The organism is Mesorhizobium sp. P170090, assembly GCF_057786115.1.
Genome location: NZ_JBYNWH010000001.1, coordinates 6,267,325 through 6,284,594 on the forward strand (window position 1 = coordinate 6,267,325; position 17,270 = coordinate 6,284,594).

General features: G+C 63.9%; 18 protein-coding genes. 5 read left to right on the forward strand and 13 right to left on the reverse strand.

From position 1 onward, the window contains the following. Window positions 1-30: 30 nt before the first annotated feature. Window positions 31-1,053 carry a fatty acid desaturase gene (locus AC3EML_RS30280; protein WP_023691976.1) on the forward strand — a complete coding sequence of 341 codons (1,023 nt, stop codon included), beginning with the start codon at window positions 31-33 and terminating at the stop codon, window positions 1,051-1,053. Between the two features lie 319 nt (window positions 1,054-1,372). On the opposite strand, the gene AC3EML_RS30285 is transcribed toward AC3EML_RS30280, so the two are convergent. The 5 genes from AC3EML_RS30285 to cysG form a co-directional block, all read right to left on the reverse strand. Continuing rightward, window positions 1,373-1,906: a DUF934 domain-containing protein gene (locus AC3EML_RS30285; protein WP_352521582.1), complete on the reverse strand. Its 534-nt coding sequence runs from the start codon at window positions 1,904-1,906 to the stop codon at window positions 1,373-1,375. 117 nt (window positions 1,907-2,023) lie between these two features. Then, window positions 2,024-2,788 (reverse strand): phosphoadenylyl-sulfate reductase, encoded by a 765-nt coding sequence (locus tag AC3EML_RS30290; RefSeq protein ID WP_023833677.1) that lies wholly within the window; start codon window positions 2,786-2,788, stop codon window positions 2,024-2,026. Then, entirely contained in the window at window positions 2,763-4,433 is a 1,671-nt protein-coding gene (locus AC3EML_RS30295; RefSeq protein ID WP_352521583.1) for a nitrite/sulfite reductase, read from the reverse strand. Before AC3EML_RS30295 ends, AC3EML_RS30290 begins: the two co-directional genes overlap by 26 nt. A 35-nt stretch (window positions 4,434-4,468) precedes the next feature. After that, entirely contained in the window at window positions 4,469-4,762 is a 294-nt protein-coding gene (locus tag AC3EML_RS30300; RefSeq protein WP_352521584.1) for a DUF2849 domain-containing protein, read from the reverse strand. Then, the gene (gene cysG, locus AC3EML_RS30305; protein WP_023704213.1) at window positions 4,759-6,210 is read right to left on the reverse strand and encodes a siroheme synthase CysG; all 1,452 of its coding nucleotides are present in this window, start codon (window positions 6,208-6,210) and stop codon (window positions 4,759-4,761) included. The genes AC3EML_RS30300 and cysG overlap by 4 nt, the downstream gene beginning before the upstream one ends. Between cysG and AC3EML_RS30310 the strand changes: the two genes are divergently transcribed. The 3 genes from AC3EML_RS30310 to AC3EML_RS30320 all read left to right on the forward strand — a co-directional run bounded on the left by AC3EML_RS30310 (window position 6,209) and on the right by AC3EML_RS30320 (window position 9,056). After that, window positions 6,209-6,463: a hypothetical protein gene (locus AC3EML_RS30310; protein WP_352521585.1), complete on the forward strand. Its 255-nt coding sequence runs from the start codon at window positions 6,209-6,211 to the stop codon at window positions 6,461-6,463. The two genes, cysG and AC3EML_RS30310, sit on opposite strands and share 2 nt — an antisense overlap. A gap of 165 nt (window positions 6,464-6,628) precedes the next feature. Next, entirely contained in the window at window positions 6,629-7,081 is a 453-nt protein-coding gene (locus AC3EML_RS30315; protein ID WP_023700117.1) for a baeRF12 domain-containing protein, read from the forward strand. Window positions 7,082-7,265: 184 nt separating this feature from the next. Then, window positions 7,266-9,056, forward strand: coding sequence for a cation:proton antiporter domain-containing protein (locus AC3EML_RS30320; protein ID WP_023754253.1), 1,791 nt, complete (start codon window positions 7,266-7,268; stop codon window positions 9,054-9,056). Between the two features lie 21 nt (window positions 9,057-9,077). Here the strand turns inward: AC3EML_RS30320 and AC3EML_RS30325 are convergent, their stop codons facing one another. Continuing rightward, window positions 9,078-9,887, reverse strand: coding sequence for an AraC family transcriptional regulator (locus AC3EML_RS30325; RefSeq protein ID WP_023754252.1), 810 nt, complete (start codon window positions 9,885-9,887; stop codon window positions 9,078-9,080). A 111-nt stretch (window positions 9,888-9,998) separates the two neighbouring features. On the opposite strand from AC3EML_RS30325, the gene AC3EML_RS30330 reads away from it, so the two are divergent. Continuing rightward, a complete protein-coding gene (locus AC3EML_RS30330) occupies window positions 9,999-10,919 on the forward strand; it encodes a zinc-binding dehydrogenase (RefSeq protein WP_352521586.1) in 921 nt (306 codons plus the stop codon). Window positions 10,920-10,934: 15 nt separating this feature from the next. On the opposite strand, the gene AC3EML_RS30335 is transcribed toward AC3EML_RS30330, so the two are convergent. From AC3EML_RS30335 to AC3EML_RS30365, 7 genes are all read right to left on the reverse strand, one after another. Further along, complete coding sequence (locus AC3EML_RS30335) at window positions 10,935-11,687, reverse strand: SDR family NAD(P)-dependent oxidoreductase (protein WP_023669777.1); 753 nt, start codon at window positions 11,685-11,687, stop codon at window positions 10,935-10,937. Between the two features lie 130 nt (window positions 11,688-11,817). Continuing rightward, the gene (locus tag AC3EML_RS30340) at window positions 11,818-14,094 is read right to left on the reverse strand and encodes a transglycosylase domain-containing protein (protein ID WP_352521587.1); all 2,277 of its coding nucleotides are present in this window, start codon (window positions 14,092-14,094) and stop codon (window positions 11,818-11,820) included. Window positions 14,095-14,298: 204 nt separating this feature from the next. Further along, window positions 14,299-14,445: a hypothetical protein gene (locus tag AC3EML_RS30345; RefSeq protein WP_023686592.1), complete on the reverse strand. Its 147-nt coding sequence runs from the start codon at window positions 14,443-14,445 to the stop codon at window positions 14,299-14,301. Window positions 14,446-14,522: 77 nt separating this feature from the next. Continuing rightward, entirely contained in the window at window positions 14,523-14,777 is a 255-nt protein-coding gene (locus tag AC3EML_RS30350; protein WP_023704219.1) for a GlsB/YeaQ/YmgE family stress response membrane protein, read from the reverse strand. Window positions 14,778-14,882: 105 nt separating this feature from the next. After that, entirely contained in the window at window positions 14,883-15,089 is a 207-nt protein-coding gene (locus tag AC3EML_RS30355) for a hypothetical protein (protein WP_023683046.1), read from the reverse strand. A gap of 80 nt (window positions 15,090-15,169) precedes the next feature. Further along, window positions 15,170-15,790, reverse strand: coding sequence for a ribonuclease D (locus AC3EML_RS30360; RefSeq protein ID WP_023698188.1), 621 nt, complete (start codon window positions 15,788-15,790; stop codon window positions 15,170-15,172). A 77-nt stretch (window positions 15,791-15,867) separates the two neighbouring features. Continuing rightward, window positions 15,868-17,253, reverse strand: a complete 1,386-nt coding sequence (locus AC3EML_RS30365) for a M20/M25/M40 family metallo-hydrolase (protein ID WP_488505379.1) — start codon at window positions 17,251-17,253, stop codon at window positions 15,868-15,870. Between the last annotated feature and the right edge of the window lie 17 nt (window positions 17,254-17,270).

Here is a 17,270-nt window from a genome sequence, read left to right on the forward strand (position 1 = left end):
GGCAGCGGGACGCCCCGCCTATGCTTCCTGATGAACATGATTTCCCCCGAGACGGCCGCCAACAGCAAGCGCGCCTGGTTGAAGATCCTGGCGCGCTACAAGAAGCCCGACCGGCGACGCAGCACTCTTGAACTCGCCATCACCCTTATTCCTTTCGTTACGCTGTGGGCGCTGTCTTCGGCAGCCTATTCCTATGGCCACTGGTGGGGCTTGATCCTGATCCTTCCCGCCGCCGGTTTTCTGGTGCGGATCTTCATGATCCAGCACGATTGCGGCCACGGCTCCTTCTTCGCCAACCGCACTGCCGACGACTGGATCGGCCGCGCGCTCGGCGTGCTGACGCTGACCCCTTACGATTGCTGGCGGCGCGCGCACGCCACCCATCACGCCAGCGCCGGCAATCTTGACGAGCGCGGCATGGGCGATATCAGGACGTTGACGGTTGCTGAATACCGGCAGCTGTCTTGGCGGGGACGCCTTGCCTATCGTCTCTACCGCCATCCCCTGGTGATGTTCGGCCTTGGCCCGATCTGGCTGTTCATCTTTGAGCAGAGGCTGCCCGTCGGCATGATGCGCGGCGGCCTGACGCCCTGGGTGTCGTCGATGACCACCAATCTCGGCATCGCGGTCGCGGCAGCGCTGCTTATCTGGCTGGTCGGCCCCGGCGCTTTCCTGATCGTCCATTTGCCGATCGTGATCCTGGCCGGATCGGCCGGCATCTGGCTGTTCTACGTCCAGCACCAGTTCGAGGAGACGGAATGGGCGAAGGACGAAGAGTGGGAATTCCAGCGTGCCGCCCTGCACGGCTCGTCCTATTATGATTTGCCGCCGGTGCTGAACTGGTTCACCGGCAATATCGGCGTCCATCACGTGCACCATCTCTCGGCCAAGGTGCCGGGCTACCGGCTGCAGGAAGTGCTGCGCGACTATCCCGAACTGCGCGGCATCGGCCGCGTCACGCTCCTCGACAGCCTGCGCTGCGTCAAGCTGGCGTTGTGGGACGAGAACCGCCGCAAGCTGATCTCGTTTCGCGAAGCGCGGGCCTTGGCCTAAAAGCAATTCCAGCAAAGTGTGAGGCGGTTTTCCGGGCTTTCGCTTGGGAATTCCGTAAGACAAAGAAAAAAACCGCCGCACCGAAGGCGCGGCGGCATCTCCCAAAAACCGGCTCAGGCAGCCTTGCGCTCCTCGCGCATCCAGACCTTGCAGCCCTGATCATGTCAGGCGCCTTTTCGGCGATCATGATGGACGGTGCATTGGTGTTGCCGCCGATGAGCGCCGATTCCTCCCTCGCGCCCGGCGGATATTTCCGTCCGGACAGCCAGGAGAAGGCCCGATCACAGTCTTTGTAAAGACAGGCGGAATTACCGTCGCGTCAGCTGTTGCGAACGCGCCGCCAGGAGTATTTCGGCCCATTCGGCTCCGACGCTTCGGTCGGCTGATAGTAAAGGCCCAGCCCGCCTGTGCGGCCTTCTTCGAGGCGCTTCAGCAGAACCGGGTTGGAGATTTCGAACTCGTCGAAGCCGAGGCGCAGCATATGCGGCAGCTGGTCGACGAGCACCTGGCCCGTGGCGCGGACCGCGCCCTCGAAATGGTAGCGGCTGCGCAGCAATTCGCCCTTGGAAAACGAGCGGCCGTCGCTGAAGGCCGGGAAGGCCAGCGCCACCAGCGACAGCTGGTCGAGCAGATCCACAATCTTCTCCAGCTGGTCGCCCGGCAGCAATGCGACGCCCAGCCGCTCCTTGGCCGAGCGCCGCACTTCGGCATTGAGGCCGAGAAATGCCTGCAACGGCAGGATGAAGCGGCCATTGCCCGTCAGTGCATCCGCACTTTCGGCATGTGTCCACTCGTCCTCGCGAAAACCCGTCGGGCTCCAGAGGCGGGTCTCCGCTGTGGTCTGTTCAGTCATAGAAAATTCCTAAAGCCCTAAAAATCGAAAGTCCGCGAAAGCCGGTCCACACGAAACCGGCGGCCTCCGAGCGGAAGCCGCCGTCGCAGGCCAGCCTCACCTGAATATCACCATAGCTTAAAGGGATGCGTCGGTCAGCGACACTTCCAGTCCCGACAGATGGATGCCGCACTCGGTCTTGGCATGACCGGCCCAGCGTCCGCTTCGCGCATCCTCGCCCGGCTGCACCGGCTGCGTGCATGGGAAGCAGCCGATCGACAGATAGCCGTACGCAACCAGCGGATTTTCGCGCAGCGCATGCGCGCGCATGTAGTCAGCCTGGTCGGATGTCGTCCAGTGCGCCAGCGGATTGACGCGTACGCGCGGGCCGACCGCCTCGAACACCGGCAGCGCGGCTCGCGTCGCCGCCTGGAAGCGCTTGCGGCCGGTCAGCCAGGCCCGGAAGGGGGCGACGCCGCGCGCCAGCGGCTCGACCTTGCGCACGTCGCAGCAGGCATCGGTGTTGCTCTGGTGCAGATTGCCGGTCGGATCGACCCGCTCGAGCGCCGCGTCTTCGGGCTTGATCACCCTGATGTTGGTCAGCCCGAAATCGGCGACCAGCGCATCGCGATAGCCCAGCGTCTCTTCGAAATGCTTGCCGGTGTCCAGGAAGATGACCGGCAGCGTGCGGTCGACCTTGGCGATCATATGCAGCAGGACGGCGGAATCCGCGCCGAAGGACGACACGGCGGCGATCTCGTCACGAAACAATTCGCTCGCCGCGCGTTCGATGATGTCGAGCGGGCTCAGATGTCCATACAGCGCGTCGAAGCCCGCCGCTTTGGCGGCGATGCTGTCGTCGACGTCGACGATGCGGTCAAGCGGCCTTGGTTTCGCCAGCATAGAGCGCCTCCTTGAACGGCGCGGGACCGACACGGCGGTAGGCGTCGATAAAACGTTCACTGGGACCGAGCCGAAGGCCGAGATAGGTGTCGACGATCTGCTCGATGGCGTCCGTGATCTCTTCCGAAGAGAAGCCGCGGCCGATGATTTCGCCAACCGAGGTGTTCTCGTCGGCCGATCCGCCAAGCGTCACCTGGTAGAGTTCGGAGCCTTTCTTCTCGACGCCGAGGATACCGATATGGCCGACATGGTGATGTCCGCAGGCATTGATGCAGCCGGAAATCTTCAGCTTCAATTCGCCGATCTCGCGCTGCCGCTCCAGCGAGGCGAAGCGAAGCGAAATCTCCTGCGCGATCGGGATCGAGCGCGCTGTCGCCAGCGCGCAATAATCGAGGCCAGGGCACGCGATGATGTCGCTGATCAGGTTGGAATTGGCCGTCGCGAGGCCAATGTCGACCAATGCGTCGTAGACCGCTTTCAAATCGGCGCGCGCCACATGCGGCAGGATCAGGTTCTGCTCATGGCTGACGCGCAGTTCGTTGAACGCGTATTTCTCGGCGATGTCGGCGACCGCTTCCATCTGGCTGTCGGTGGCATCGCCCGGCACTTCGCCGATACCTTTCAGCGAAATCGTCACCGCGGCATAGTCGGGATGGCGATGCGTCACGACATTCTGGTCGAGCCAATCCGAGAAGCTTTTGGAATCGAGCCGCGCCAGCTTGATCGCCGCGTCGCCTTCCGGCCGGGCGGTCAGTGCCGGCGGCGCGAAATAGGCGTCGATGGCACGGATGTCGGCTTCCGGCAGCTTCAGCTCGGCGTCCTTCAGCTCCTGCCATTCGGCCTCGACCTGGCGGGTGATTTCCTCGACGCCGGTCTCGTGGACGAGGATCTTGATGCGCGCCTTGTACTTGTTGTCGCGGCGGCCATAGAGGTTGTACACGCGCAGGATCGCCGTGCAGTAGGACAGCAGGTCGGCTTCCGGCAGGAAGTCGCGGATCTTGCGCGCCACCATCGGCGTGCGGCCCTGGCCGCCACCGACATAGACGGCAAAGCCGAGCTCGCCGGCGGCGTTCTTCTTCAGATGCAGACCGATATCATGCGTCTGGATGGCGGCGCGGTCGCGCTCGGCCCCGGTCACCGCGATCTTGAACTTGCGCGGCAGGAACGAGAATTCCGGATGCACAGACGACCATTGCCGCAGGATCTCGGCATAGGGGCGCGGATCAGCGACCTCGTCGGCGGCGGCGCCGGCAAAGTGATCGGCGGTGACGTTGCGGATGCAATTGCCGCTGGTCTGGATGGCATGCATCTCGACGCTGGCGAGATCGGCCAGGATCGCCGGAATGTCGGACAGCGCCGGCCAGTTGAACTGGATGTTCTGGCGCGTGGTGAAGTGGCCGTAGCCCTTGTCGTATTTGCGCGCGATGTGGCCGAGCATGCGCAGTTGCGCGCTGTTCAGCGTGCCATAGGGCACCGCGATGCGCAGCATGTAGGCGTGCAGCTGCAGGTAGACGCCGTTCATCAGCCGCAGCGGCCGGAACTGATCCTCGGTGATCTCGCCGGACAGCCGGCGTTCGACCTGGTCGCTGAACTCGGCGACGCGGGCCTGGACAAAATCGTGGTCGAACTCATCGTAGCGGTACATGTTTCGTCTTTCAGGGCGCGTCCGCCCGTATTTTGTTAAGCTGCCCGCGCAGCCTGCTTGCCCAGATCTTCCCGGATGGTCGGGCCGGCGGCGCGGATCTTTTCGCGCAGCCGCACCGGCACGACGACGCCATTGACGACTTCAGCGTCGATCAGATTGACGTCGACAACCTGATTGTTGGCGTTGGCCTTGGCGCCGATTGCTTCCAGCCTGTCCTCTGCCGCTTGGTCATGGGCAAGGTCGGCATGGTCGACCGTCTCGGCCCAACCGCCATCGGCGTACCAGACGACGATGCCGTCGGAGAGGCGGTTTGCGGTCAGTATCTTCATGGCTCGACCTCTGCGTCGGCCGCGTTGGCGGCGCCCTCATAGTTATGTGCCGCAAGCGGCTCGGAACGTTCAAAGTTGGCGCCGGCAACCGCGTCGCCGATGATGGTCATCACAGGACCGGCCAGGTCGGCGCGCTCTTCCAGCGACGGCAAATCGGCCAGCGTGCCGTGGAAACGGCGGCGGTTCTGCAAGCTGGCATTCTCGACCACGGCAACCGCCGTGTCCGGCGACAGGCCGGCCTCGATCAGCCGTCCGGCGACTTCGGCGGCGACCGAGCGGCCCATATAGACGGCAACGGTGGCGCCGGAAATGGCGAGCTTGGCCCAGTCCGGCAGCGAATTGCCCTTCAGATCATGGCCGGTGGTGAACACCATCGACGAGGAGACGCCGCGCAGCGTCAGCGGCAGCTCGAAATCGGCGGCGGCGGCAAAGGCGGCGGTGACCCCGGGAACGACATCATAGGCGATGCCGGCATCGCGCAGTGCGGCCATCTCCTCGCCGGCGCGGCCGAACACCAGCGGGTCGCCCGACTTCAGCCGCACGACGCGCTTGCCCTGCCTGCCGAGATCGACCAGCAGCGCATTGATCTCGGCCTGGCTCTTGGTGTGGCATCCCTTGCGTTTTCCGACCGGCAGCCGCTCGGCGTCGCGGCGGCCCATGGCGACGATCGCCTCCGGCACCAGCGCGTCATAGACGATGACGTCGGCTTCCATCAAAAGCCGATGCGCGCGCAGCGTCAGAAGATCCTCAGCACCTGGCCCGGCGCCAACCAACGCGATATGGCCCGAAGCCGGAGCCTTCGACAGCAACAGATCAGCGGCGGCGTCATGCGCCTGCGAAAGCTCGCCGGCTTCGACGGCGCGCGCCGGTGCACCCTGGAAAAAACTGCTCCAGAACTGGCGGCGGGCGTTGCCTTTCGGCAGCAGCTTTTCGGCGGCACCCCGGAACGAGGCGGCAAGCGCTGCCAGCGGCCCGAGCGACGGCGACAGCATGCGGTCGATGCGGCTGCGCAGCATCTGCGCCAGCACCGGACCCGCGCCTTCCGTGCCGATGGCGATGGCGACCGGGGCGCGGTTGACCAGCGCCGGGGTGAAGAAATCGCATAGCTCCGGCCGGTCGACGGCATTGACCGGAATGCCAAGGCGGCGCGCATCGTGGGCGACGCGGCGGTCGAGCGTCTCGTCGCCGCTGGCGGCAAACACCAGGACCGCGCCTTCGAGATGCGCGGCGTCGTAGGGGGCGTCGATACGGATGGCGCCGGTCGTGGCGATGAAGCTCAGCAATTCGGCGTCGGCAACATCGGCAATGATGCGAAGCACAGCACTCGACTGATCAAGTAGCCGTGCCTTGGCCAACGCTTCGCCTCCGCCGCCGACGATGGCCACGGCTTCGCCTTCGACCCGCATGAAGACCGGGAACGCGGTGAGCTTGGGATTGGTGTGCGGCATGACGAACAGATTCCAGGACAATTCGGCAGTTTTAGGCGCGGACGCGAAAAAGCTGAAGGAACCCACTCGCGCATCCCCTGACGGGAGGCAATCGGTTTTCCGCAAGCCAAAGGGCCAAGAGAAAAATATTCCACATCCGCATATCAGGCGGATTCAAGCTGCTGCCGCAGACTTTGTTCTGCGGCTCTTTTATCCGGGAGCCGGCCAAGCTGCAAAATTATTTTTTCTAAATTCTACCAATCTAGTAGATTAAAGCCGTCACCTCGGACATTGCTCCGATAGACGATAGATCGGGCTTGGTATGGCTGCGTGCGATCTCGGCGAACGAAGTGGAACGTTCCCGCTTCGCCACGCGTTCTGCCCCTGCCGTAACAGACAATCGTCGGCTGGATTTGAACCTTCAAACAGGAGCCCGCAAATGAGCAAGATCAACCTGAAACATGGCCTTCTGGTCATGGTGGCCGATGGCGAGAAAGCGCTGTTCCTGAAGAACGAGGGCGACAATCTCTATCCGAACCTGCAGCTCTTCCAGGAGATGAAACAGGACAATCCGGCAACGCGCGAACAAGGCAGCGACAGTCCCGGCCGCTACAATGACGGCCCCTCCGTGCATCGCAGCGCGGTTGAGGAAACCGACTGGCACCGGCAGGGCAAGGAACGCTTTGCCGAAGAGATCGCGGACCGGCTCTACAAGCTCGCCCATCACGGCATCTTCGACGACATCGTGCTGGTCGCGCCGCCGCTGGTGCTCGGCACCATGCGCAAGAAATTGCACAAGGAAGTCACCGACAAGGTGCAGGCGGAGATCCCAAAGACACTGACCAACCGCCCGCTGATCGACATCGAGGCCATGCTGCAGCAGGCAGCCTGACGCTATCTCATAGATCATTCGCGCGCGCAGCGTTTTCGCTGCGCGCGCCTTTCGTTTTTCGGCGCCTCTGGCCACCAATTTACGTCTCGCGGGTTGCGTCGCCCGCACCCCCTCCACCATATTGCAAAGGCGGCGGCTGCGGGCGGCGCACACCCGACATTTCCCGAAAGGCGCTCCATAGACAATGCCGCATGACACGCCCCTTATCGCCACCATCGTCGCCGGTCTGGGGCTGGCATTCATCTTCGGGGCGCTCGCCAACCGTTTTCGCATCCCGCCGCTGGTCGGCTATCTCGTCGCCGGCGTGCTGGTTGGACCGAACACGCCGGGTTTCGTCGCCGATGCCGGTCTTGCCAATGAGCTGGCCGAAATCGGCGTCATCCTGCTCATGTTCGGCGTCGGCCTGCATTTCTCGCTGAAGGATCTTCTCTCCGTCCGCGCCATCGCCGTACCCGGCGCCATCGTCCAGATCGGCTTTGCCACCGCGCTGGGCGCCGGCCTTGCCTGGATGCTCGGCTGGTCGATGGGCGCAGGCCTCGTCTTCGGCCTGGCGCTTTCCGTCGCGTCCACAGTGGTGCTGTTGCGCGCGTTGCAGGAGCGACGGCTGATCGAGACCGAGCGCGGCCGCATCGCCGTCGGCTGGCTGATCGTCGAGGACCTCGCCATGGTGCTGGCGCTGGTGCTTTTGCCGGCGTTGGCCGGCGTGCTCGGCGGCCAGCCGCAGGTCGATGACCATGCGAGCCTTTTGTCGCTGCCGGCCAGCTTCGGCATCTGGGGCGTCGTCGGCCTCACGCTGGCCAAGGTCGTCGCCTTCGTCATCGTCATGCTGGTGGTTGGCCGCCGCGTCATTCCGTGGATCCTGCATTACGTCGCCCATACCGGCTCGCGCGAACTGTTCCGGCTGGCGGTGCTGGCGATCGCGCTCGGCGTCGCCTTCGGCGCCGCCAAACTGTTCGGCGTCTCGCTGGCGCTCGGTGCCTTCTTCGCCGGCATGATCATGAGCGAATCCGAGCTCAGCCACCGCGCGGCGGAGGAATCACTGCCGCTGCGCGACGCCTTCTCGGTGCTGTTCTTCGTCTCGGTCGGCATGCTGTTCGATCCGTTCAGCCTGATGAGCAATGGCTGGCCGATCCTGGCGACGCTGGCCATCATCGTCATCGGCAAGTCGCTGGCCGCCTTCGTTATCGTCATCGCCTTCCGCTATCCGCTGGGAACCGCCTTGATGATCTCGGCCAGCCTCGCGCAGATCGGCGAATTCTCCTTCATCCTGGCGGAGCTCGGCGTCGGGCTGAAGCTGTTGCCTGAACAGGGACGCGACCTGATCCTGGCAGGCGCCATCCTGTCGATCCTGGTCAATCCGCTGATGTTCCTCGCCCTCGACTGGATGAAGCCATGGCTGGACGCGCGCGCCGCCAAGGCAGCACCACCGGAAGAGGCCAAGCCGGTCGGCCCGGCGACGCAGCCCGGACAAGTGGCCTCGGTGGCCGCCGCGGCAAAAGAGAATGGCCCACCGCCACGCACAACGCTTTCGGGCCACACCATCCTGATCGGCTACGGCCGCGTCGGCAGCCTGGTCGGCGCGGCGCTGAAACAGGCATCGCTGCCCTTCCTGGTCATCGAGGACGCCGACAAGACGCTGGCGAGGCTCAGAGACGACGGCGTCGAAATCGTCTCCGGCAATGCGGCCAATGGGGGCGTGTTTGCCGCCGCCAATCCGCAGGGGGCCAAACGCTTGATCCTTGCCATCCCCAACGCGTTCGAGGCCGGGCAGATCGTGCTCAGGGCACGCGCCGCGAATCCCGGCATCAACGTCATAGCGCGGGCCCATTCCGATGCCGAGGTCGAGCACCTGATGGGGCTCGGCGCCGACACCGTCATCATGGGCGAACGCGAGATCGCCCGCGGCATCGTGCAAGAAGTGCTGGAGCAAAAGCCGATGCCGCGCCCCGAAGCCATTGAGCCCTCCCCGGCCTGAGGCTTGCCACAGGCGCATCGATCATCCAACGAAGGCGGAGCCGCCATTGTGCGCGACGCTGGCGAGATACTTTGCCGGCGGCTTGCCAAGCGCCTTCTTGAACATGGTGATGAAGGCGGTGACGGAGCCATAGCCAAGATCGCCTGAAACCTGCTGCACGCTGGCACCCGAGGCCAGCTCCCTTATGGCGACGATCAGGTGCAATTGCTGGCGCCAGCGGCCGAAGCTCAGGCCGGTCTGCTTCACGATGAGACGGGCGAGGCTGCTTTCTGAGAGCGCAACACGGTTGGCCCACTCGGCAAGCGTGCTGCGATCGGCAGGGTTCTGCGCCAACGCTTCGGCGATCCGCCGCAAGCGCGGCTCGGCGGAGATCGGCAGATGCAGCTGCTGGACAGGCATGCGCGGCAGTTCCGAAAGCAGGATCGTGGTCAAGAGCCCGTCCCTCGCCTCATCTTCCTCCACGCGATCGGCCAGCTCGATGATCAGTTCGCGCAACAATGGCGAGATCGACAGCGTGCAGCACCGGTCCGGCAGATCGGCGGCTCCCGGCTCGATATAGACGAAGAAGATCCGCGCATTGGCGGTCGCGATGTTGCTGTGTTCCATACTGCCAGGAATCCACACACCGCAATGCGGCGGCACCATCCACAGGCCGCTCGGGACGCGGCAAGTGACGCCACCGCCGAGCGCGAAGACGAGCTGGCCCTTGCGGTGCCAATGGGCGGCGACTTCCGCTTTGGTTTCGGTGACATCGACGCGCACGGCAATCGCAGGTGCCTGCACATCATCGACATCGAAATTGACCCAGGGGTAGCGGAGCGGCTGCCTCATGATTGATGGCTTTTAGCGACTATTCGCCGTGATAGCTAAATTCTTTGATGCGGGGAGTCGATAGACTCTGGTTCGTGGCTGGCATGTCACAAACCGGCAGGAAGGCTTCCCATGCGCGCGCTTGTCATCTCTCCCGAGAGCATCACCCGGATCAGTCTCGCCGAGGTCGAGGACCCTCGGCCCCTCCCCAACGAAGCGCTTGTCTGCGTCCACGCAACCTCCTTGAACCGCGGTGAATTGCGCCTGCTCACCATACGCCCGGAAGGCTGGATACCTGGCCAGGACGTGGTTGGAGTAATCAAGCGGGCGGCAGCCGATGGCTCCGGGCCTGCCGTCGGCGCCCGGGTTGTGGCTTTGGTCGACGAGGCCGGCTGGGCCGAACAGGTCGCCGTTCCGACCGACCGCCTCGCCGTCATCCCGGACGAGGTCAGCTTCGGGTCCGCCGGCACGCTTCCGGTCGCGGGCACGACGGCTCTCAGGGTCTTGCGCCATGGCGGCGACCTCGCGGGACAGCAGGTGTTGATCACCGGCGCCAGCGGCGCGGTCGGCCGTTTCCAGATCCAGATCGCCCGCGAGCAAGGCGCCGCGGTGATTGCAATCGCCGCCGCCCGGCACGCCGAGGATCTCCGCGGTCTTGGTGCTCACGAGGTCGTCGAGTCGATCGAACTGGCCGAAGGGCCATTCTCTCTGATCACCGAGTCGGTCGGCGGCCAAAGCCTCGCCCATGCCATCGACCGCGTCGCCCCCGGCGGCACCATCGTCATGTTCGGTTCGAGCAGCGGCGAACTCACGCCGGTTGGCTTCAGACAGTTCGTTCCGGGCCATGAGGGAGCGAGGCTTCAGACTTTCGCCTACTACACATCCGGTCCAGCCATTGGCGCGGACATCGCCTCGCTGCTCGCTCTGGTCGCGGCTGGCCGGCTGGAAACCCGTGTGTCCATGACCGTGCCGTGGACAGACATCGCCCAGGCTCTGGACGCCCTGCGACAGCGCAGCTTCAGCGGCAAGGCTGTTCTCACCATCGCCGAATGAGCAGTCTGTCAGTGCTCAGACGTGCTGGCCGCCATTGATGTGGATTTCCGAGCCCGTCACATAGGACGCCTGCTGCGAGCACAGGAAGAAGATGATGTCGGCGACTTCCGAGGTGGCGCCAAGGCGCCTGAGTGGGATCGTCTCGACGATCTTGTCGGTGCCAGGCGACAGGATCGCGGTGTCGATCTCGCCCGGCGCAATCGCATTGACGCGGATGCCGTGCGGGCCGAAATCATGCGCCATCTCGCGCGTCAGCGAGCCGAGCGCCGCCTTCGAGGTCGCATAGGCGGTGCCGGCGAAAGGATGCACGCGCGTGCCGGCGATCGAGGTGACGTTGACGATCGAACCTTTCGCTGCAGCAAGCTCCTTGAAGAGGCCCCGCGCGAGCATGATCGGCGCGAAGAAATTCACCTGGAACACATCGCGCCAGACATGCATCGGCGTGTCGATCGAATCCATGCGGCTGTTGCCGTCCTTGAGCTTCGGCGAAATGCCGGCATTGTTGACCAGCGCGTGCAATTGCCCGCCATGCGCTTCCAGCCGGTGACGGATCTCCGAGACGGCGATGCCGACATCCTCCTGGTCGGCGAGATCGACCTTGATGTGGTCCTCTGGGCCGGCCGGCCACGGGCAATCCTCGGCAAAAGCCTGGCGCGAACAGGTGATGACCCGCCAGCCCTCACGCGAAAAGCGCTTGACCGTGGCATGGCCGATGCCGCGGCTGGCTCCGGTCAGCACGATGGTTTTTCTGGTGTCGGTCTCAGCCATGTCTGTCACTCCGGCCGGAGATGTAGCCGAATGCGGCGGAGGTGGCGAGAGGCCGAATTGTCAACTCAGCTCTCATATGAGGAACGGATTGCCAGCTCGCCATTGGTTTGAAGCCAGAATGACGAGCCGCTCAGCCGCCGCCGAGAATATCCAGGATTGAGGTTTTCCGCTTCTTGGTCGGGCCGCCGACGCTGCCCGGCGGTACCGGATGCTTGATCGAGGCCGTGGTGCCGCCGTCGCCCGGCATGTCGAAACCGTCGGCATCGACGGTTTCGGCCGGACGGCGGACCGGTGCTTGTGCGGGTACAGCAGCAGGTGCCGGCGCGGCAGCAGGCTCAGAACGGCTGACGGCCACGGCAGGCAACGGCGCCGCCTGATTGTTATCGACTGACGGAATATCGTCGGGCACGATGGTGTCGGGCGGCGTCGACTTCCAGGTGCCGGGCAGCGGCCGGACCGGCACACCTTCATGCGCGGCCACCATGAACTCGTGCCAGGCCTGTGCCGGCAGCGCGCCACCGGTGACCTTCTTCATCGGCGTGCCGTCATCATTGCCGAACCACACGCCGGTGGTGAGGTTTGCGGTGTAGCCGACGAACCAGGCGTCGCGCGAATTCTGGCTGGTTCCGGTCTTGCCGGCCGACGGCCAGGCGAAGGCCGCCTTCCTGGCCGTGCCGATCTCGACCGTGCCGGTCATCATCGAGTTCATCATGCCGACAATGTTCTGCTTGACGACGCGCGGCGCGCTGCCGCCATTGTCGTCATAGAGCACCTTGCCTTCGGTCGTGGTGATGCGGCGGATGAAATGGATGTCGGGCTTGTAGCCGCCATTGGCGAACGGCACATAGGCCGATGTCAGCTCCAGCGGCGTCACTTCCGAAGTGCCGAGCGCGATCGAGGTGTTGGCGATCAGATCGGATTGGATGCCCATGCGGTGCGCCGCCTCGACCACCGCGTCGGGGCCGACCTCCATGGTCAGCTGCGCCGCGACGGAATTCAGCGACTTCGCCAAAGCGGTCGCCAACGTCACCTTGCCGAAATACTTGCCGCCGTAATTGTCCGGTGTCCACTTGCCGATCTTGATCGGTGCGTCGTTGCGCACGCTGTCGGGCGTGCGGCCGGCTTCCAGCGCGGCCATATAGACGAACGGCTTGAAAGCCGAGCCCGGCTGGCGGCGTGCTTCGGAGGCGCGGTCGAACTGGCTGGTCGAATAGTCGTAGCCGCCGACCATGGCGCGCACGGCGCCGGAATTGTCGATCGAGACCAGCGCGCCTTGGCTGACATTGAGCTTCTTGCCGCTCTCGTCGATCAGCCGGCGGATCGACTGTTCGGCGAGCTTCTGCAGGTTGAGGTCGACGGTGGTGTCGACGACGATGTCGCTGCGCACGTCACCAATCAAATCGGGCAGCTCTTCCATGATGGTGTCGGCGACATAGTTTTCCGAGCCGGTCCAATAGGATGGCGCGCGCGTTGCCGGCGCGCTCATCGCCGAGGCCAGTTCCTTGGCGCTGATCTTGCCTTCGTCGCGCATGGCGGCCAGCACCAGTTGCGAGCGCTCCTCCGCCGCCTTCGGATCCCGCGCCGGCGACAGTCGCGACGGCGCCTTCAAGAGGCCGGCGAGAAGGGCCGCCTCCGACAGAGTGACATCGCGCGCGCTCTTGCCGAAATAGCGACGCGAGGCCGCCTCGACGCCATAGGCGCCGGAGCCGAAATAAACCCGGTTGAGGTACATTTCGAGGATCTGGTCCTTGGTATGCTTGTGCTCCAGCCAGAGCGACAGCAGCACTTCCTGCACCTTGCGCTCCAGCGTGCGGTCGGGCTTCAGGAACAGGTTCTTGGCCAGCTGCTGGGTCAGCGTCGAGCCGCCCTGCGAGAAACGCCGGCCCAGAACGTTGGTCACCATGGCGCGCGATAGGCCGATCGGGTCGATGCCGAAATGCGAATAAAAGCGGCGATCCTCGATGGCGATGACGGCTTCCGGAATGTAGGGCGACATTTCGTGCAGGCCGACCGCCTCCCCGCCGCTCATGCCGCGGTTGGCAAGCAGTTGCCCGTCGACCGAGACGATCTTGATGTTGGGCGCGCGGTCGGGGATCGACCAGGTGGTGGCCGCCGGCATCTTGGCGCCGTAATAGACGACAATGCCGGCCACGGCGATGCCGCCCCAGATGCAGAGCACGAAGCACCAGTAGAACATCCGCGCCATCACGCCGAACAGCCCGCGCCGGGGTTTGCCGCGCTTGCCGCGTGACGATGATTTTGCCTTGGAGGTTTTGCGCGCCGAAGATGATTTGCGATTGGCCGGCACGACCCGATCCTCCTCGTTCACCGAAAAACCGGCCGCGGATTTCGCCTTTGGCGATCCCTCGAAGCTGGGTTCGATGCGACTGTCTCTGCGGTTCGCCATGCGTTGCGCTGTCTTCCCGGTGTCAATGGCGCTCGGGTTGGAGGGTAGATGCGGCGGTTTAAGGGCGCGTTAAAGCAGGGTTTATGCACCCTTCTGAAATTCCTTAAGAATTTCTAAAATCCGCTGCCGCCAACTGGGTCCGAAAGCCGCATCCTCGCGGCCTGTCTGCCGCAAAAGGCAGAGGCCTTGGCTACCCCGAATATTTCAATTCTGCTGGATCGAAATGCCCTTGTCGTCGATCTTCAGTTCGACGCCCTTGGGCTTGGTCTGTTCGTGATAGACATATGCACCGAGCGCGATGACCACGACAACGAGCGCGCCGACAAGGAGATAGAGAGTGTTCTGTTTCACGGCGCGCTCCTTTGGCAGCAATTCCAGGAAAGCACAGGCTTTCTCCTGAGGAATTGCGTTGAATGAAACTTAGAGCGTCAAGCTCGCTTCAGAACCTTGACCAGCACCAGCAGGATGACGGCGCCGATCGTGGCGTTGATGATGGCAGCCAGAATGCCGCCGCCGATAGCGAAACCGAGCCTTGGAAATAGCCAGCCGGCGATCAGGGCGCCGATAATGCCGACGATGATGTTGCCGATGAGGCCGAAGCCGAAGCCCGAGACGATGAGGCCGGCGAGCCAGCCGGCAATGGCGCCGATTATGATGAAGATGAGAAGGCTTTCGATGCCCATGACGCGTTCCTCCAGGAAGAGAGGCTACGGAGCGGAAGGCCCCGAATCGGCCTCGATATCAACGACTTCAGGCTATGCGAAAGCAGTTGCACCCGCCAGCGGCGCTCATTGATCGTCGTCATCGTCGCTGGAGACTGGCCGCCAGCTGGTCGGGTCGACCTTTTTCTGGGTATCGCTGTCGGTGTAGACCCACCAGGCGCCGTCGCGATATTGCCCGACGGATTCGCTGACGACGCCGGCGCCGTCCTTCCACAGAACAGTGACCTTGGATCCATCCGTCGGGGCGGTCGCTATCGGTTTGCGGTCTGCCACGTCATCCCCCTCATTGAGTCGACAGAACGCCACGACGCGTGTCTGGTTGCAAGGCTGCCGGAAGCGTTATCCGAAGGCCATCAGCTGTGGGCAAAAATATCCTCTTCGTCCCAACCCATCAAATCGAGCTTGGCACGCGTCGGCAGGAAGCGGAAGCAGGCGTCGGCTTCCTTGGTGCGCCCGTCCCGCGCCAGGCGTCCAGCCAGCACCTCGCGCAGACGGTGCAGATAGAGAACGTCGGAAGCGGCATATTCGAGCTGTTCGGGCGACAGGGTCTCGGCCGCCCAGTCCGACGATTGCTGCGCCTTCGACAGGCCGACGCCAAGCAGTTCGAAGCAGATGTCCTTCAAGCCGTGCCGGTCGGTATAGGTGCGGGTCAGCCGCGAGGCGATCTTGGTGCAGAACACCGGCTCCGGCATGACGCCGAAGGCGTTGTAGAGCACGGCGAGGTCGAAACGGCCGTAGTGGAACAGTTTCGATATGCCGCGGTTGCGGAGCAGGCTGACGAGGTTCGGCGCTTTCTTCTGGCCGGGCGCGATCTGGATCACGTCGGCCGAGCCATCGCCGGGCGAGATCTGCACCACGCACAGCCGGTCGCGGTGCGGGTTCAACCCCAGCGTCTCGGTATCGATGGCCACCGCGTCGACATTGTAGTGGGCGAGGTCGGGCAGATCGTTCTTGTGGAAGCGGATGTCGGGCATGGTTTTCTCCGGATCGCGGCGTAACTCGTCCTCGCCGCGATCCGCTGAAAAATCAACAAGAAAACTTCCCAGCCTCCTCAGCGCGTCAGCGCATCGAGAATGCGCGCCCAGGAGCGCTGGCCCTTGTGGAAGGAGGTCAGCTCGTATTTCTCGTTGGGCGAGTGGATGCGGTCGTCGTCGAGCCCGAACCCGACCAGCAGCAATTCCATGCCGAGATAGGTCTGAAAGTCGCCGACCACCGGAATGGAACCACCACCGCCCGTGGTCACAGCGGGCTTCGGCCATTCATCCGACAGCGCATTCTTGGCCTTGGCCAGGAATGGCGAGTCGTAGGAAAGCTGAATTGCCGGCCCGCCGCCATGCGGGTGGAATTCGACCGAACAGTCCCCGGGAATGCGCGCCTCGACGAATTTCCGGAAAGCGGCGCGGATCTTCTCGGGGTCCTGCTTGTGGACGAGGCGGAAGGAGATTTTCGACGACGCTTCCGCCGCGATCACCGTCTTGAACCCCTTGCCGGTATAGCCGCCGATGATGCCGTTGAACTCGGCCGTCGGCCGCGCCCAGGTCAGTTCCATCACCGAGCGGCCTTTTTCGCCCGACGGGATCGAGAGGCCGATCGGTCCGAGGAAGGTTTCGGCGGTCTCGCCCAGAGTTTCCCATGATTTCAGGATCTGCGACGGCGTTTCCTCAACCCCGTCATAGAAGCCGGGAATGGTGATGTGGCCGTTCTCGTCATGGATGTCGGCGAGGATTTTCGCCAGGATGCGGATCGGGTTGGCGGCGGCGCCGCCATAGAGGCCCGAATGCAGGTCGCGATCGGCAGCCTTGACCGTGACCTCCTCGCCGACCATTCCGCGCAACGAAACGCAGATCGACGGCGTTTCGCGGTCCCACATGCCGGTGTCGCAGACCAGAGCGAAATCGGCCTTGAGCTCATCGGCATTGGCCTCGAGGAACGGCTTGAGCGACGGCGAACCGGACTCCTCCTCGCCCTCGAACAGGATGGTGATGCGGCAGGGCAGATTGCCATGCACCTGCTTCCAGGCGCGGCAGGCCTCGACGAAGGTCATCAGCTGCCCCTTGTCGTCGGCCGAGCCACGGCCGGTGATTACCTTGTGACCGGGCTCGATCTCCTTGACCGCCGGCGCAAACGGGTCGTTCTCCCAAAGCTCGATCGGATCGACCGGCTGCACGTCGTAATGGCCGTAAAACAGCACATGCGGCGAACCGGCGGGGCCTTCATGGTGCGCAACCACCATCGGGTGTCCCGGCGTGTCGCGCACCGAAGCGTCGAAGCCGATCAGCTTGAGGTCCGCCACCAGCCAATCGGCGGCCTTGCGGCAGTCGGCGGCATAGTGGGAATCGGTCGAGATCGACTTGATGCGGAGCAGGCCGAACAGGCGCTCCAGGCTCTGGTCGAGATTTTTGTCGAGACGGTCGAGGACGGAGGAAATGGTGGACATTACTGCGGGCCTTTCTT

Bases quoted from the DNA above. Each gene is read 5' to 3' on its own strand.
- AC3EML_RS30280 (WP_023691976.1), top strand. From the start codon at position 31: ATGAACATGATTTCCCCCGAGACGGCCGCCAACAGCAAGCGCGCCTGG.
- AC3EML_RS30285 (WP_352521582.1), bottom strand. From the start codon at position 1,906: ATGACTGAACAGACCACAGCGGAGACCCGCCTCTGGAGCCCGACGGGT.
- AC3EML_RS30290 (WP_023833677.1), bottom strand. From the start codon at position 2,788: ATGCTGGCGAAACCAAGGCCGCTTGACCGCATCGTCGACGTCGACGAC.
- AC3EML_RS30295 (WP_352521583.1), bottom strand. From the start codon at position 4,433: ATGTACCGCTACGATGAGTTCGACCACGATTTTGTCCAGGCCCGCGTC.
- AC3EML_RS30300 (WP_352521584.1), bottom strand. From the start codon at position 4,762: ATGAAGATACTGACCGCAAACCGCCTCTCCGACGGCATCGTCGTCTGG.
- AC3EML_RS30310 (WP_352521585.1), top strand. From the start codon at position 6,209: ATGACGAACAGATTCCAGGACAATTCGGCAGTTTTAGGCGCGGACGCG.
- cysG (WP_023704213.1), bottom strand. From the start codon at position 6,210: ATGCCGCACACCAATCCCAAGCTCACCGCGTTCCCGGTCTTCATGCGG.
- AC3EML_RS30315 (WP_023700117.1), top strand. From the start codon at position 6,629: ATGAGCAAGATCAACCTGAAACATGGCCTTCTGGTCATGGTGGCCGAT.
- AC3EML_RS30320 (WP_023754253.1), top strand. From the start codon at position 7,266: ATGCCGCATGACACGCCCCTTATCGCCACCATCGTCGCCGGTCTGGGG.
- AC3EML_RS30325 (WP_023754252.1), bottom strand. From the start codon at position 9,887: ATGAGGCAGCCGCTCCGCTACCCCTGGGTCAATTTCGATGTCGATGAT.
- AC3EML_RS30330 (WP_352521586.1), top strand. From the start codon at position 9,999: ATGCGCGCGCTTGTCATCTCTCCCGAGAGCATCACCCGGATCAGTCTC.
- AC3EML_RS30335 (WP_023669777.1), bottom strand. From the start codon at position 11,687: ATGGCTGAGACCGACACCAGAAAAACCATCGTGCTGACCGGAGCCAGC.
- AC3EML_RS30340 (WP_352521587.1), bottom strand. From the start codon at position 14,094: ATGGCGAACCGCAGAGACAGTCGCATCGAACCCAGCTTCGAGGGATCG.
- AC3EML_RS30350 (WP_023704219.1), bottom strand. From the start codon at position 14,777: ATGGGCATCGAAAGCCTTCTCATCTTCATCATAATCGGCGCCATTGCC.
- AC3EML_RS30360 (WP_023698188.1), bottom strand. From the start codon at position 15,790: ATGCCCGACATCCGCTTCCACAAGAACGATCTGCCCGACCTCGCCCAC.
- AC3EML_RS30365 (WP_488505379.1), bottom strand. From the start codon at position 17,253: ATGTCCACCATTTCCTCCGTCCTCGACCGTCTCGACAAAAATCTCGAC.